Source organism: Nocardioides sp. URHA0020, assembly GCF_000620705.1.
GTDB lineage: Bacteria > Actinomycetota > Actinomycetes > Propionibacteriales > Nocardioidaceae > Nocardioides.
The window spans coordinates 445,983-461,917 of record NZ_KK211169.1 but is presented as its reverse complement, the minus strand read 5'-3'; the positions used below and the strand labels follow the sequence as shown (position 1 = coordinate 461,917).

Annotated in this window: 12 protein-coding genes; 4 read left to right on the top strand and 8 right to left on the bottom strand. The window is 72.1% G+C overall.

Going from position 1 to position 15,935, the window contains the following annotated elements:
• The first annotated feature begins 152 nt into the window (after positions 1 to 152).
• The 4 genes from N542_RS0117060 to N542_RS0117045 all read left to right on the top strand — a co-directional run bounded on the left by N542_RS0117060 (position 153) and on the right by N542_RS0117045 (position 5,549).
• Entirely contained in the window at positions 153 to 1,688 is a 1,536-nt protein-coding gene (locus N542_RS0117060) for a Re/Si-specific NAD(P)(+) transhydrogenase subunit alpha (protein ID WP_028644964.1), read from the top strand.
• A 5-nt stretch (positions 1,689 to 1,693) separates the two neighbouring features.
• Positions 1,694 to 3,160, top strand: coding sequence for a Re/Si-specific NAD(P)(+) transhydrogenase subunit beta (gene pntB, locus N542_RS0117055; protein WP_231482709.1), 1,467 nt, complete (start codon positions 1,694 to 1,696; stop codon positions 3,158 to 3,160).
• A gap of 92 nt (positions 3,161 to 3,252) precedes the next feature.
• Positions 3,253 to 4,893 carry an acetyl-CoA acetyltransferase gene (locus N542_RS25365; protein ID WP_081795270.1) on the top strand — a complete coding sequence of 547 codons (1,641 nt, stop codon included), beginning with the start codon at positions 3,253 to 3,255 and terminating at the stop codon, positions 4,891 to 4,893.
• A gap of 155 nt (positions 4,894 to 5,048) precedes the next feature.
• Positions 5,049 to 5,549, top strand: a complete 501-nt coding sequence (locus N542_RS0117045) for a DUF1269 domain-containing protein (protein ID WP_028644962.1) — start codon at positions 5,049 to 5,051, stop codon at positions 5,547 to 5,549.
• Positions 5,550 to 5,563: 14 nt separating this feature from the next.
• On the opposite strand, the gene N542_RS0117040 is transcribed toward N542_RS0117045, so the two are convergent.
• From N542_RS0117040 to N542_RS0117005, 8 genes are read right to left on the bottom strand one after another with little or no spacing between them, the layout of a single operon-like run.
• Complete coding sequence (locus N542_RS0117040; RefSeq protein ID WP_028644961.1) at positions 5,564 to 7,339, bottom strand: amylo-alpha-1,6-glucosidase; 1,776 nt, start codon at positions 7,337 to 7,339, stop codon at positions 5,564 to 5,566.
• Positions 7,336 to 8,832 carry an L-arabinose isomerase gene (gene araA, locus N542_RS0117035; protein ID WP_028644960.1) on the bottom strand — a complete coding sequence of 499 codons (1,497 nt, stop codon included), beginning with the start codon at positions 8,830 to 8,832 and terminating at the stop codon, positions 7,336 to 7,338. The genes N542_RS0117040 and araA overlap by 4 nt, the downstream gene beginning before the upstream one ends.
• 24 nt (positions 8,833 to 8,856) lie before the next feature.
• A complete protein-coding gene (locus N542_RS0117030) occupies positions 8,857 to 9,534 on the bottom strand; it encodes an L-ribulose-5-phosphate 4-epimerase (RefSeq protein ID WP_028644959.1) in 678 nt (225 codons plus the stop codon).
• Positions 9,531 to 11,210, bottom strand: coding sequence for a ribulokinase (gene araB, locus N542_RS0117025; protein ID WP_028644958.1), 1,680 nt, complete (start codon positions 11,208 to 11,210; stop codon positions 9,531 to 9,533). The genes N542_RS0117030 and araB overlap by 4 nt, the downstream gene beginning before the upstream one ends.
• A gap of 3 nt (positions 11,211 to 11,213) precedes the next feature.
• A complete protein-coding gene (locus N542_RS0117020; protein ID WP_197025999.1) occupies positions 11,214 to 12,260 on the bottom strand; it encodes a LacI family DNA-binding transcriptional regulator in 1,047 nt (348 codons plus the stop codon).
• Positions 12,257 to 13,258: a galactofuranose ABC transporter, permease protein YjfF gene (gene yjfF / locus N542_RS0117015; protein ID WP_028644956.1), complete on the bottom strand. Its 1,002-nt coding sequence runs from the start codon at positions 13,256 to 13,258 to the stop codon at positions 12,257 to 12,259. Before yjfF ends, N542_RS0117020 begins: the two co-directional genes overlap by 4 nt.
• Positions 13,255 to 14,331 (bottom strand): ABC transporter permease, encoded by a 1,077-nt coding sequence (locus N542_RS25360; RefSeq protein WP_155993165.1) that lies wholly within the window; start codon positions 14,329 to 14,331, stop codon positions 13,255 to 13,257. Before N542_RS25360 ends, yjfF begins: the two co-directional genes overlap by 4 nt.
• A complete protein-coding gene (locus N542_RS0117005; RefSeq protein WP_028644955.1) occupies positions 14,324 to 15,898 on the bottom strand; it encodes a sugar ABC transporter ATP-binding protein in 1,575 nt (524 codons plus the stop codon). The genes N542_RS25360 and N542_RS0117005 overlap by 8 nt, the downstream gene beginning before the upstream one ends.
• Between the last annotated feature and the right edge of the window lie 37 nt (positions 15,899 to 15,935).

Sequence of the window (15,935 nt, the reverse complement as noted above, 5' to 3'; positions counted from 1 at the left end):
CAGGTTAGGGACTGCGCGGTCGTCGCGCAACCGTCCTCGGGCTGAGATCTTGGACTCGATGCGGACGACTTCGCCGTCGTCTGCTCTAACCTGCGCCAGACGGAGTTCCAGGCAGTGCCGGCGTCACCCGCAGCCACGAACAAGGAGTACCCGTGCGAATCGGCATCCCCCACGAGTCCAAGCCCGGCGAGACGCTGGTCGCGGCCACCGCCGCCTCGGCGGCCCAGCTGCACAAGCTCGGGTACGACGTCGTCGTCGAGTCCGGAGCCGGCGCGGCGTCGGACCAGCCCGACGCGGCGTACGGCGCGGCCGAGGTGACCGTCGGCGGCGCCGACGACGTCTGGTCCAGCGACATCGTGGTGAAGGTCAACGCGCCGACGACCGAGGAGATCGGCCGGCTGCGACCGGGCGCCGTGCTGATCTCGATGATGGCGCCGGCGCGCAGCCCCGAGCTGGTCGAGGCGCTCGCGACGGCGGGCGTCACCGCGCTCGCGATGGACGCCGTGCCCCGGATCTCGCGCGCGCAGTCGATGGACGTGCTGAGCTCGATGGCCAACGTGGCCGGCTACCGCGCCGTCATCGAGGGCGCGCACTCCTTCGGCCGGCAGTTCACGGGTCAGGTCACCGCGGCCGGCAAGGTGCCGCCTGCCCGGGTCTTCGTCGTCGGGGCCGGGGTCGCCGGCCTGGCGGCCCTCGGGGCGGCCGGGAGCATGGGCGCGGTCGTGCGGGCCTTCGACGTCCGCCCCGAAGTCGCCGAGCAGGTCGAGTCGATGGGTGCGCAGTTCGTCACCGTCCATGACCCGGCGATGGAGGCAACTGCTTCCTCCGACGGCTACGCCAAGGAGATGACCGAGGCCCAGGTCGCCGCGACCGCGGTGATGTACGACGAGGAGGCCCGCGCGGCGGACCTCGTCATCACGACCGCGCTGATCCCGGGCCGGCCGGCCCCGAAGCTGATCACCGCCGACACCATCGCCGGGATGCGGACCGGGTCGGTCATCGTCGACATGGCGGCCGCCAACGGCGGCAACACCGAGCTCACCCGGACCGACGAGGTCGTGGTGACCGCCAACGGCGTGACGATCATCGGCTACACCGACCTGCCGGGCCGGCTGGCGGCGCAGACCTCGCAGCTCTACGGCACCAACGTGGTCAACCTGCTCAAGCTGATGACCCCGGGGAAGGACGGCGTCCTCGCGCTGGACCTCGACGACGTCATCGTGCGCGGCATCACGGTCGCCCATGACGGCTCGTCCCTGTGGCCGCCGCCCCCGGTCCAGGTCTCCGCTGCACCGGCGGCGGCGCCCGCCGTTCGGGAGCCCGCCGCACCGAAGCCACCACCGGACCCGCGCCGCAAGGTGTTCGCCGGCGCCCTGGCCGCGGTGCTGTTCGTGCTCGCAGCGACGTACTCACCGCCCGACTTCCTGGGCCACTTCACGGTCTTCACCCTCGCCGTCTTCGTGGGCTACTACGTGATCTCCAACGTCGCGCACGCCCTGCACACGCCGCTCATGAGCGAGACCAACGCGATCTCCGGGATCATCCTGGTCGGCGGCATCCTGCAGGTCGGCTCGACCAACCCCGCCATCGCGGTGATGGCGACGCTCGCCGTGCTGGTCGCCTCCATCAACATCTTCGGCGGGTTCCTGGTGACGCTGCGGATGCTCGAGATGTTCCGGAAGGACTGAGCGACGTGTCCGACTTCCTGACCTGGGAACACCTCGACGGCCTCATCCAGGGCCTCTACATCATCGCCGGCGTGCTCTTCATCGGGGCGCTGGCCGGGCTGTCCAAGCACGAGACCGCGAAGACCGGCAACCTCGCCGGCATGACCGGCATGGGCCTGGCCCTGGTGGCCACGCTGCTCAAGGCCGCGCAGAACGCGGAGCTCGACGACGGCGACAACCTCAACGGCGTCGGCGTCACGCTGCTGATCATCGTGCTCGCGATGGGCGCCGGCGGCGCCATCGGCGCCTGGCGGGCGCGCACGGTCGAGATGACCGGCATGCCCGAGCTGGTCGCGATCCTGCACAGCTTCGTCGGTCTCGCCGCCGTGCTCGTCGGGATCAACTCCTTCCTCGACCCCCACGCACCGCAGGTCGGCGCGGAGGCCACCATCCACGACGTCGAGGTCTTCCTCGGCGTCTTCATCGGCGCCGTCACCCTCACCGGGTCGATCGTGGCCAACCTCAAGCTCAGCGGCCGGATGAGGTCCTCCCCGCTCGTGCTGCCCCACCGGCACCTCCTGAACCTGCTGGTCCTCCTGGCGTCGCTGGCGCTGCTCGTGTGGTTCATGTCGTACGACGGCTACGCGGCCGACCCGGTCGCGCTGGTCCCGCTGCTGGCGATGCTGGCGCTGGCGCTCTTCCTCGGCTTCCACCTGGTCGCCGCGATCGGCGGCGGCGACATGCCCGTCGTGGTGTCGATGCTCAACAGCTACTCCGGCTGGGCCGCGGCCGCGGCCGGCTTCCTGCTCGACAACGACCTGCTGATCATCACCGGCTCCCTGGTCGGCTCCTCGGGTGCGATCCTCAGCTACATCATGTGCACGGCCATGAACCGCTCCTTCGTCTCCGTGATCGCCGGTGGCTTCGGCTCCGACGGCGCCGTCTCCGGGGAGGAGCGCGACTACGGCGAGCACCGCGAGATCCAGGCCGACGCGGTCGCCGACCTGCTCGCCAACGCCTCGTCCGTGGTGATCACCCCCGGCTACGGCATGGCCGTCGCGCAGGCGCAGTACCCCGTCGCCGAGCTCACCGCCAAGCTCCGCGCCCAGGGCGTGAGCGTCCGCTTCGGCATCCACCCCGTCGCCGGTCGCCTGCCCGGCCACATGAACGTGCTCCTCGCCGAGGCGAAGGTCCCCTACGACATCGTGCTGGAGATGGACGAGATCAACGACGACCTCGCCGACACCGACGTCGTGCTGGTCATCGGCGCCAACGACACCGTCAACCCGGCCGCGCTCGACGAGCCCGGCAGCCCGATCGCCGGGATGCCCGTGCTCGAGGTCTGGAAGGCCCGCGACGTGATCGTCTTCAAGCGGTCGATGGCGACCGGGTACGCCGGCGTGCAGAACCCGCTCTTCTTCAAGGACAACTCACAGATGCTCTTCGGCGACGCCAAGGACCGCGTCGAGGAGATCGTCCGCAACCTGCGCTGAGCGGATCCGCAGCACGCGCGATCACCGTGGCGGTCGTCTCGGGAGGTGGGGCCACCCGGACCGGGTGGCCGGCCCCGCCGTACGGTCTCGCCATGCCCGCCAGCGACCTCGACCCCCGGACCCCCGTGCTCGTCGGCGTCGGCCAGTGCGCCGAGCGCATCGACGAGCCCGGCTACGAGGGCCTGTCCGCGGTCGGCCTCGCGGGGCGCGCGGCGGCGTACGCCCTCGCCGATGCCGGGGCGACGGTCGACCTCGCCGCCCAGATCGACACCATCGCCGGGGTCCGCCAGTTCGAGACCTCCACCCCGATCGCGGAGGCGCCGCTCGGTCGCGCCGACAACTTCCCCCGTGCGGTGGCCGCCCGGATCGGCGCCGACCCGGCGTACGCCGTCCTCGAGGTCGTCGGCGGCCAGGCGCCGCAGCGGCTGGTCACCGAGATGGCGGCCGCCATCGCCACCGGCGAGCGCGACGTCGTCCTGGTCGCCGGGTCCGAGGCGATCTCGACCACCCGGCACTTCACGGACCACGAGGCCGCGCCCGACTTCACCGAGGTGGTCGGTGGTCAGCTGGAGGACCGCGGCACCGGCCTGCGCGGCCTGGTCACCTGGCACACCGCCGTCCACGGCCTGACCGACGCCCCGATCCAGTACGCGCTCTTCGAGAACGCCCGCCGCGCTCGGGTCGGACAGAGCCTGGAGGAGTACGCCGCCGGCATGGGCGAGCTGTTCGCGCCGTTCAGCGAGGTGGCGGCGGTCAACCCGCTGGCCGCGGCCCCGACCGCGAGGACGGCGGAGGAGCTGGCGACCCCGAGCCAGCGCAACCGGCCGATCGTCGACCCCTACCCCCGGTTCCTGATCGCGCGCGACCAGGTCAACCAGGGCGCCGCGGCGCTGCTGATGTCGGTCGGCGCGGCGCGGCGGCTCGGCGTACCGGAGGAGAGGTGGGTCTTCCTGCACGGTCACGCGGACCTGCGCGCTCCCGACCTCCTCGACCGGGAGGACCTGAGCACCTACCCGACCGCCACGCTCGCCGTGCGCGAGGCGCTCGAGGTCGCCGGCGCCGAGCTCGACGACGTCACGTTCTTCGACCTCTACTCGTGCTTCCCGGTCGCGGTGTCCACCGTGCTGGAGGGCCTCGGGCTGGAGCCGGATGACCCGCGCGGCTTCACCCTGACCGGCGGCCTGCCCTTCTTCGGCGGCGCCGGCAACAACTACTCGATGCACGCCATCGCGGAGGCGGTCCAGCGCTGCCGCACCGACCCGGACGAGCTCGGTCTCGTCACCGCCAACGGCGGCATGCAGGCGAAGTACTCCGTCGGCGTCTACTCCGCGCGCCCCGTGCCGTGGCGCACCGACCGCAGCAGCGAGCTGCAGGCCGAGATCGCCTCCTGGCCGGCGCCGGCCTTCACCGAGCACCCCGAGGGCTGGGCCACCATCGAGACGTACGCCGTGCGCCACGGCCGCAGCGGACGCCGGTCCGCCGTCGTGATCGGTCGCCTCGACGACACCGGCGAGCGGTTCCTCGCCATGGCCCTGGAGGACGACGGCGACACCTTCGACCTGCTCGCCTCCGCCGAGCCGGTCGGGCAGCGGGTCTACGCCCGCTCGCTCAAGCACGGCAACCGGGTCTCGACCACCCGCGGCGCGATGGACGCCGTCCACCCCGAGGGCGCCACCGAGGCCGACCGCGCCGCGACCGCGCTCCAGGCCGCCGAGTTCGAGACGGTGCTCTGAGGATCACCCTGGACGGGTGACCCCTCGCGCGCCGCCAGCCGCGACGGTGGAGGAGTGGCGACGTCACGGTGTGGCGGCTCGGCACCGGCGAGGGCGTGCGCCTCGCACCGGAGGCCGCACTCCGCGCGGTCCTCGTCGACTGATGGGAGAACGAGATGACGAGTCTGACCGTGTGGTGCTTCGACACACCCGTGGGCGCCGAGGCCGGTGCGCTGCGGCTGAAGGGGCTGGAGCAGAAGGACGCCCTGGTCGTCCACGACGCCGTGGAGCTGATCTGGATGCCCGGCGCCGACGAGCCGACCGTCCGTCAGCTGCGGCACGGCACCGGCGAGGGCAGTGCGAAGGGCGCCTTCTGGGGCGGGGTGGCCGGCATCTTCGTGCTGGCCCCGATCGCCGGCGCCGCCGTCGGTGGGGCGGTCGGCGGCCTGGTGGCCCGGCTGCGTCGTGGCGTGAGCGACGACTTCATCGCCCGGGTCCGCGAGCAGATCACCCCGGGCACCTCCGCGCTGCTGGTCCTCAGCAGCAACGCCAAGGCGGAGCTGATCGGCCCCGCGATCGAGGCGATGGACGCCACCCTGCTGATCGCCGAGCTCGACGACGACCTCTCGCCGGAGCTGCGCGCGCTGGTGCCCGAGACCGGTCCGTCCGCGGGGTAGCAGCACCGGCCGCGTCAGTCGGTGCGGCCCGAGTCGGTGCTCCGGGCGTCCCGCTCGACGTGCGCGGCGGCGAGCGTGAGGTACACCGAGGCGGTCCAGGTGTAGGCCCGGTCCCGGAGCCCGGCGCCGGTGCCGGCGTCGAAGTTCTCGGCGAAGCCGGACTGCTCGCACAACCGCCGGAACCGCTCGCTCACGGTGTCCGCGAGCTCGACGAACCCGGACGAGCGGAGCCCGTCCTCGACGAGCGCGGTCGACGGCGCCCAGATGGGTCCGCGCCAGTAGCCGTCCGCCTCGTAGAGCGGCGAGTCGACGGGCTCGGTGGCCAGCCCCCAGGGCGTCAGGTGGCGCGCCACCCGGTCTGCCAGCGTCGTCCGTACGGCGGCGGGCAGCCGCTCCCCCAGCACGAGGGGCAGCAGGCTCAGGAGGCTGCTCGCCCCGCTCGCCCGACCGTCGAGTGCTCCGACGGCCACGAACTCCGCACCGGTCCACAGCCGGGCCAGCAGCGCCTCGCCCAGCTCGTCCCGGCTCCGGTGCCAGTGCTCCGCGGGCCGCCCGATCTCCGCGGCCAGGTCGCCGAGGACGTCGAGCTGCACCGCCAGGAGCGCCGCGAGGTCGGGCGCCTCGACGACCCGCTCCCGGTCGAAGGTGGTCGCGTTGTCCCAGCCGCTGTCGTTGCCGTGCTGGTAGTAGGGCAATGGATGACCGGGCCGCCGCCGGTGGTCGAGCCAGAACCGCGACCACGCCGCGAGCCGGTCGTGGACCTCCACCAGCTCGGCCTCGGTCAGCAGGCGCCCGGCGCCGGCGCGCAGCCGGCGCAGGGCCCAGCCGTGGACCGGCGGCTTCACGAAGTTGCGCAGCACCTCCGAGTGCGTGATGGAGTCCGGGAGCGCGCCGCTGCCGTCCTGGTGGTCGAACGGCGCCAGCCACTGGTCGAGTGCGACCTCCGGCAGCCCCGACGCCAGGGCCAGCGCGTTGAAGCAGTGGTCCCAGCTCCACACCTTGTCCATCCAGTGCTTCGACATCAGCACCGACTCCCGGGTCATGAAGCCGTCGGGGGCGACCGTCGCCGACCACAGGACGTAGCAGGCCAGGGCCGCCGCGGGCGTGGTGTCGTCCCGCCACGGTGCGACCGCGCCCAGGTAGTCGTCGAAGTCGGCGGCCACGCCGGCGACGACCTCGTCGAAACTGCGGCCGCTGGCGTAGGGGTCGGCGGCCGTCTCGATCTCCTGGACCACCGCCTCCCAGGCCGCACCGTCACCGCCGAGGAGCACCGCTCGCTCGGCGACGCCGAGGGCACCGGCACCGATCACCTCGATCCGGCCGGCCAGGGACGTGACCCGGTAGCGGCGTCCGGTCTCGTAGGAGGTGAGGACGGCCGCTCCGTCGACCGGGTCGTCGAAGAGGTAGCTGCCCGTGAACGGCGTCAGTGCGCCGGCGGCGTCGACCAACCGCAGGGCGAGCCCGTCGCCCCGGAGCCGGATCGCGTCGGGGCCGTCGAACGCGGCCTCCACCGTGGCCGCCGTGGCCCCCGTGGCCGCGTCACCGTGCCGCCACGTCAGCGACGTCGCGCCTGCGTGCCACTCGGGCTCGACCGCCGATCCCGAGCGCTCCGGCCGCAGCCCGAGGACTGCGTGGAAGCCGTTGCGGTGGGAGACCAGGTGGACGGTGTCGGAGCAGGCGTCGAGGCCGACGACCGGGGACAGGTCGAGCCACGAGCCGCGGTACGAGAACGGGATCTCGCGGAGGTCGAAGCTCGGCGCCCCCGAGCCCCACGGACCCGAGGACGTCACAGACCTTCGGCCAGCCGCCGGTACGCCGCGCTCCAGCGGAGCTCCTGCTGGAAGCGCCGGGTCGTGGTGTCGGCGTCGATCACGAGCGCCTCGACCCCGGTCATCTCGGAGAAGTCCTCCCAGACCTCCCGCCCGACCGACCTCGACAAGACGGTGTGGTGCGGTGCGCCCGCCATCAGCCAGGCCTCGGCGGAGACGGACAGCGACGGGCGGGGCTCCCAGACGGCGCACGCCACGGGCAGCCGGGGGAGCTCCTCGTCGGGCTCCACCACGTCGATCTCGTTGAGGGTCAGCCGCATCCGGTCCCCGAGGTCGGAGAGGCCGACGACGACGGCCTCCCCCGGCGCCGCGGTGAAGCGCAGCCGTACGGGGTCCTCACGACCGCCGATCGAGAGCGGGTGCACCTCCAGCGTCGGCGTGCCGCTGGCGATCGAGGGGCACACCTCGAGCATGTGGGCGCCCAGCACCTTCTCCGCGCCCGGCACCAGGTGGTAGGTGTAGTCCTCCATGAACGAGCTGCCGCCCGGCTCCCCGGCCTCCATCACCTTGGCCGCGCGCAGCAGCACGGAGGTCTTCCAGTCGCCCTCGCCACCGAAGCCGTAGCCGTCGGCCATCAGGCGCTGGACGGCGAGCCCGGGCAGCTGGCGGAGCCCACCGAGGTCCTCGAAGTTGGTCGTGAAGGCGCCGAAGCCACCCGCTGTGAGGAACTCCCGCAGCCCCAGCTCGACCCGCGCGCCGTAGCGCAGCGACTCGTGCCGGTCGCCGCCGGGCAGCAGCTCCGCAGCGACGGCGTACGTGTCGGCGTACTCGGTGACGAGCTTGTCGATCTCGTCGGACCCGACGGCGTCGACCACCTCGACGAGGTCGTTGACGCCGTGGGTGTTGACGGCGACGCCGAAGCGCCGCTGCGCCTCCACCTTGTCGCCCTCGGTGACGGCGACGTTGCGCATGTTGTCGCCGAAGCGCACCAGCTTGAGCTGGCGCAGCTCGTGGCGGCCCAGGGCCGCGCGGGCCCAGAGCGCCGTACGCCGGGCCACCTCGGGCGAGCGCACGTGCCCGGCGACCGTCTTGCGGGCGATCCCCAGGCGGGTCTGGATGTAGCCGTGCTCGCGGTCGCCGTGGGCGGCTTGGTTGAGGTTCATGAAGTCCATGTCGATCGTCGACCACGGCAGCTCCATGCCGGCCTGCGTGTGCAGGTGCAGCAACGGCTTCTGGAGCGCGTCGAGACCGGCGATCCACATCTTGGCCGGCGAGAACGTGTGCATCCAGGTGATGACGCCGACGCACTCGGGCGCGCTGGTGGCCTCCAGCATCCGACGGTGGATCGCCGCCGCGTCGAGCAGCACCGGCTTCCACACGACCGGCACCGGCATCGTCGCGCCGAGCTCGCGCGCGACCTGCTGCGACTGCTCGGCGACCTGCTCCAGCGTCTCCGGTCCGTACATGCCCTGGCTCCCGGTCAGGAACCAGATCTCGGGCGCGGTGGTCGTCATGTCTCTCCTTCGGTGACCGGCGCCTCAGCGCTGGCCGTACACGTTCTGGTAGCGGTCGAACAGGCGGTCGACGTCGGCGGCGGCGATGGGCACGGGTGCGCCGAGCTGGCGGGAGACGTGGACGGTGCGTGCGACGTCCTCGCACATCACCGCCGCCTTGACCGCCGCCCGGGGGGTGGGCCCGACGGTGAAGACCCCGTGGTTCTGCATGAGCACGGCCGGCGAGCGGCTCCCCCGCAGCGTCTCGACGATGCCGCGCCCGATCGAGTCGTCGCCGATGACCGCGAAGGGCCCGACCGGGATCTCGCCGCCGAACTCGTCGGCTGTCATGGTGAGCACGCACGGGATCGGCTCGGCGCGGGCCGCCCAGGCGGTGGCGTACGTCGAGTGCGTGTGCACGACCCCGCCGACGTGGGGCAGCTCGCGGTAGACGTAGGCCTGCGCCTCGGTGTCGGACGACGGGGCGTGCGCGCCGTCGACCACCACGCCGTGCAGGTCGCAGACCACCATGTTCTCCGGCGTCAGGTCGTCGTAGGACACCCCGCTGGGCTTGATCACCAGCATGTCGTGGCCGGGCACCCGGGCCGAGACGTTGCCGGCGGTCCACACGACCAGCTGGTAGCGCGTCAGCTCCGCGTGCAGCGCCGCGACGTCCCGGCGGACCGCCGCGATCGTGGCCTGGGTGTCGGTGACCGCGGTCATGACGCGCCCCCGGCCCGGCGGCGCTCGACCGCTGCCCGTCGGATCGCCTTGAGCCGCCGCATCGCGCGGTCTCGGCGTCCGAAGTGGTCGTGCAGCGCGAGGTACTCCTCGAAGAGCGCGTCGTAGACCTCGGCACGGGCGTCGTCGGGGAGGTACGCCGCGCGCTCCACCCGGCCCATGCTCTTGGCGGCCGTCGCGACGTCGGGGTAGGCACCCGCCGCCACGGCGGCGTGGATCGCCGCGCCCAGGGCCGGACCCTGCTCGGAGCCGATCACCGAGAGCGGCAGCCCGGTGACGTCGGCGTAGATCTGCATCAGCAGCCGATTCTTGGCGAGCCCGCCGGCGACGATGAACTCCTCGACCGGCACGCCGCTGTCGCGGAAGGTCTCCACGATCACCCGGGTCCCGAACGCGGTGGCCTCGAGGAGCGCGCGGTAGACGTCCTCCGGCCGGGTCGCCAGGGTCTGGCCGAGGACGAGCCCGGTCAGCTCGTGGTCGACCAGGACCGACCGGTTGCCGCTGTGCCAGTCGAGCGCGACCAGGCCGTGCTCCCCCACCTCCTGGCGCGCGGCCAGCTCGGTGAGCAGCTCGTGCAGGGTCTGGCCGGCCGCGGCCGCCTGCTCGGCGTACGACGCGGGCACGGACGTCTCGGTGAACCACCCGAAGATGTCGCCGACCCCGCTCTGGCCGGCCTCGTAGCCCCACGCCCCGGCCACGATGCCGCCATCGACGACCCCGCACATGCCGGGCACCTCGCGCAGCACGTCGGAGCTCATGATGTGGCAGGTCGAGGTGCCCATGATCGCGACCATCTGACCTGGCCCGACGGCCTGCGCCGCGGGCGCCGTCACGTGGGCGTCGACGTTGCCGACGGCGACGGCGATGCCCTCCGGCAGGCCGGTCCACGCCGCCGCCTCCGCGGTCAGCGAGCCGGCGCGGTCGCCGAGCTGTCCGATCGGCTGGTCGAGCTTGTCGGGCACGAACCCGCCGAACCCCGGGGCCAGCTCCTCGAGGAACTCCGTCGACGGGTAGGCACCCTCCTGGAGCTGGCCCTTGTAGCCGGCCGTGCACGCGTTGCGGACGTAGCGCCCGGTCAGCTGCCACACGATCCAGTCGGCCGCCTCGACGAAGCGCTCCATCCGGTCGTACGTCGCCCGGTCGGCCTCGTAGAGCTCCAGCCCCTTGGCGAGCTCCCACTCCGACGAGATGAGGCCGCCGTACCGCGGCAGCCAGGGCTCGCGGCGGTCAGCGGCGAGCCGGTTGATCCGGTCGGCCTGCGGCTGGGCGGCGTGGTGCTTCCACAGCTTCACGTAGGCGTGCGGGTTGCCGGCGTGCCCCTCGAGCTCGTTGAGCGGGGTGCCGTCGGCGAGCGTCGGCACCATCGTGCACGCGGTGAAGTCGGTGGCGATGCCGATGACGTCCGCCGGGTCGATGCCCGCAGCGGTCACGGCCGCGGGCACGGCGGTGCGCAGCACCTCCCGGTAGTCCTCGGGCACCTGCAGCGCCCAGTCCGGGGCCAGCTCGGTGCCGTCGGGCAGCGACCGCTCGAGCACCCCGTGCGGGTAGGCGTGGGTGGCGGTGCCGAGCTCGGCACCGTCGGCCACGCGCACCACGACGGCGCGCCCGGACAGGGTGCCGAAGTCGACACCGACGACGTACTGCTGCGGGACGGACATCTGCTACTTCCTCGACTTCGTTCGGGGGGTGGGTGCGGCGCTGCTGGCGCGCACCACGAGCTCGGGGCTGATCAGGCGCTCGGGGGCGGTCTTGCCGGCCAGGGCGGCCTGGATGATCTCGATCGCGCGGCGGCCGACGGCGGTGAAGTCCTGGCGCACCGTGGTGAGGGGTGGGAGCAGGTACGCCGCCTCGGGGATGTCGTCGAAGCCGACGACGCTGACGTCGCCCGGGACCGAGCGCCCGGCCTCGTTGAGCGCGCGCAGCAGCCCCAGGGCCATCTGGTCGTTGGCGCAGAAGACGGCGCTCACGTCGTCGCGGCGGGAGATCTCGCGCCCGGCCTCGTAGCCGCTGCGGGCCGTCCACTCGCCCTCGACGTGCGGCAGCGTGCGCAGCCCGGCCTCGTGCATCGCCTGCTGGTAGCCGGCGAGGCGGGAGCGGCCCTCGGTCCAGGAGGCCGGACCCCCCAGGTGCAGGATGTCGCGGTGCCCGAGCGCGATCAGGTGGTGGGTGCCGAGCGCGGCCCCGGCCGCCTGGTCGACCCCGACCGTCCAGCGGGTCTTGGTCTCGTCGCCCTCGACCACGATCACCGGGGTCCCCAGGTCCTCCTGGGCCCGGGCGACCTGGACCGCGTCGTCGGTGCCGCCGATCAGCACGATCGCCTCGACGCTCTGGTCACGCAGGTGGCTGATCGCATCGACCAGCTCCTCCCGCGTCAGGCTCTGCAGGTTGGCGGAGCTGACGAAGTAGCCCGCCTCGCGTCCCGCCGCCTGAATGGTGCGGTGCACCGTGCTCGGACCCCAGAAGCCGCTCTTGGACCCGATCACCCCGATGGTCGCCGAGCGCCGGGTGACCAGGGCGCGAGCCGCCGAGTTGGGCCGGTAGCCGAGCTGGCGGATCGCCTGCAGCACGCGGTCGCGGGTCTCCGGGCGCAGGTTGCTCTGCCCGTTGACCACCCGCGAGACCGTCTGGTGCGAGACGCCGGCCAGGCGCGCGACGTCCGCCATCACCGGCACCCGCTCCGCGGGTGGACGTGCGGCCGCCTCGGTCACGAGCTCCGCCGGGTGGCGAAACGCTGGACGATCACGAACGCGAGCAGCAGAGCACCGGTGATGATGCGGATCCAGTACGAGCTCAGGGTCCCGTCGAAGGAGATCAGGGTCTTGATCATCCCGAGGACCATCACGCCCAGCAGCGAGCCGACGACGTACCCCCGCCCGCCCGTGAGAAGCGTCCCGCCGATGACGACCGCGGCGATGGCGTCGAGCTCGGTGCCGACCGCGTGCAGGCTGTTGCCGGACAGGATGTAGAAGGAGAAGAGCAGCCCGCCGAGCGAGGCGCAGAAGCCGCTGATCACGTAGACGCCGACCTTCGTGAAGGCCACCCGGAGCCCCATCAGCATGGCGGAGCTCTCGTTGCCGCCGATCGCGTAGACGGTGCGCCCGAAGCGGGTCCGGGCCAGGACGTACGCCGCGATCGCGACCGTCGCCAGGGCGATGATCGCCGTCCAGCGGAGGTAGTAGTCACCGAAGGTGACGGTCTTGAACGCCAGCTTGGTGAAGGTCGGGTCGCTGATCGAGATCGACTCGATGCTGATCAGGAAGGTGAGCCCGCGGGCCAGGAAGAGGCCCGCCAGGGTCGCGATGAAGGGCTGGATGTCGAAGTAGTGGATGAGCAGGCCCATCAGCAGCCCGAGCAACGTGCCGGTGGCGAGCACCGCCGCCATCGAGAGGTACGGCGGCCAGCCCAGCTCCAGCGTCTTCGCGGCGATCATCGTGGACAGCGCCACCACGGAGCCGACCGAGAGGTCGATGCCGCCGGTGAGGATCACGAAGGTCATGCCGACGGCCAGCACGATCAGGAAGGCGTTGTCGATCAGCAGGCTGAGCAGCACCTGCGGGTCGGAGAAGCCCTCGTAGCGGACGCCGCCGATGGCGAACATGCCCACGAGGAGCCCGAGCGTCGCGAGCACGGGCAGGTAGCGCGGCGGCGGGCTGTAGCCCTTGACGCGGTCCCAGAGGGAGTCGACGGGGACGGTGGCGGTGCTCATGCTGCGGAACCTGTCTTCACGAGGGCGGGGGCGGTGCTGCCGGGACTGCCCGGGCCGCTGCTGCGGCGGACCCGGAAGGCGGAGCGGGCCTTCGGCGACTGCAGGAGGCACACCGCGATCACGACGACGGCCTTGAAGAGGTAGTTCAGCTCCGACGGGATCCCGATGTTGTTGACGGTGCGGGCGAGGGTCGCGATGAAGAGCGCCCCGATCAGCGTGCCGGTGAGGGAGAACCGGCCACCGGCCAGCGACGTGCCGCCGATGACGACGGCGAGGATCGCGTCCAGCTCGATCCACAGGCCCAGGCTGTTGGCGTTGACCGAGTTGGTGTTGGCGGCGATCACCAGGCCGGCGATGCCGGCGCAGAAGCCGGAGAACGCGTAGACCGTCCAGATGATGGTGCGCGAGCGGACGCCGGCGAGACGGCTGGCCTCGGGGTTGATGCCCACGGCCTCGATCAGCATGCCGAGCGCCGTACGTCGGGTCAGCACCGCCGTCAGGGCCAGGATGCCCAGCGCGATGATGAAGGCGATCGGCAGCGTCAGCACGTAGCCGGTCGCCAGGTCGCTGAACCAGGTGTTGTGCACCGTGGTGATCTGGCCGTCGGTGATGGCCATCGAGATGCCGCGGCCTGCGACCATCAGGACCAGCGTCGCGATGATCGGCTGGATGCCGAGGACCGAGACCAGGAAGCCGTTCCAGGCACCGAGCACGATGCACACGGCGAGCGCGTAGGTGCACGCCATGACCGCGGTGGTCAACGCCCCCTCGTCGCCCGCTCCGACGATCCGGGTGCAGGCGATCGCGGCGGAGATCGCGGCGATCGCCCCGACCGACAGGTCGATGCCTCGGGTCGCGATGACCAGGGTCATGCCCAGTGCCACCAGCAGCACCGGGGCGCTGTTGCGCACGATGTCGATGAGGTTGCCGTACAGGTGTCCGTCCTGCATCCGGATGTCGAAGAAGCCGGGCTTCGCGACCACGTTGACGACCAGCAGCACCACGAGGGCCAGGACCGGCCACACCAGCGGGTGCCGGAGGGCGCGCTGCAGGCCCGTCTGCGTCTCAGGCACGGGGACCCTCCTCCTCGCGGGTCTCGCCCGCGATGATCTCGAGGACGTCGCCGACGGTGACGTCGTTGTTGGGCCGCTCGTCGATCTTGCGGCGGTCGCGCATCACGACCAGCCGGTCGCTGAGTCGGAGCACCTCCTCGAGCTCGGCGGAGATGAACACCACCGCCATGCCCTGCGCCGAGAGCTCGGCGACCTTGGCCTGGATCTGCGCCTTGGCGCCGATGTCGATGCCCCGGGTCGGCTCGTCGAGGATCAGGACCTCGGGCTCGGTGATCAGCCACCGGGCGAGCAGCACCTTCTGCTGGTTGCCGCCGGACAGGTTGCGCATCAGCGCCGTGGGGTCGGCCGGACGGATGTCGAGCGCCTGGAGGTACTGCTCGACCAGCTTGGTGCGGGTGGCCTGCGGGATCGGCCGCAGCCAGCCCCGCGACGCCTGGAGGGCGAGCAGCATGTTGTCGGCGACCGTGAGGTCGCCGATGACGCCCTCGGCCTTGCGGTCCTCGCTGGAGAAGGCGACCTTGCGGTCGATCGCGTGGCGCGGGCTGCGCAGCCGGCGCCGCTCGGAGCGGATCACGACCTCACCGGTGTCGGTGGAGTCCGCACCGAAGAGCAGGCGTGCCAGCTCGGTGCGCCCGGAGCCCAGCAGGCCGGCGAGGCCGATCACCTCGCCCTCGTACAGGTCGAGGTCGGTCGCCTCCAGCGCGCCCTTGCGGCCCACCCCGACCGCCCTGAGCACGGGGACGCCCGACTCGTCGGCGGTCCGCGCGCTGACCTTGCGGTCGAGGCGCTCGAGGACCTCGAGCTCGCGGCCGATCATGAGCTTGACCAGCTCGAGCTGGGTGGTCTCGGCGACCATCCGCTCGGTGACGAGCCGGCCGTTGCGCAGGATCGTCATCCGGTCGGCGATCTCGTAGACCTGGTCGAGGAAGTGGGAGACGAAGACGATCGCGACACCCTGGTCGCGCAGCCGGCGCATCACCTCGAACAGCTTGGCCACCTCGTCGGTGTCCAGGCTGGAGGTGGGCTCGTCGAGGATGAGCACGCGTGCCTCCACGTCGACGGCGCGCGCGATGGCGACGAGCTGCTGGATCGCGATGGGGTGCTCGCCGAGCTCGGAGGTGGGGTCGACGTCGATGCCCAGGCTCTCGAGGGTGGCGCGGGCCCGGCGGTTCATCGCGCGGACGTTGATGCCACCGAACCGACGGGGCTCGCGACCGAGCAGCATGTTCTCGGCGACGGTCAGGTTCGGGAGCAGGTTGACCTCTTGGTAGACGGTGCTGATCCCCGCGGCCTGCGAGGCGGCCGGCGAGCTGAACTCGTGCTGCTCGCCGTCGACCAGCACCGTGCCGGCGTCGATCGAGTAGACGCCGGTGAGCGCCTTGATCAGGGTCGACTTGCCGGCACCGTTCTCACCCATCAGTGCGTGCACCTCACCGGCGCGCAGCCGGAGCGAGACCTCGCTCAGGGCCTGGACGCTGCCGAAGGTGATCGAGATGTCGCGCATCTCGATCACCGGTCGGTCAGCGTCGGACGAGGCCTTCGGACCGTGTGCGGGCTGAAGGTCCATCTGGGTCATCTCGCTCCCTTCACGAGTGAGTGGCGGT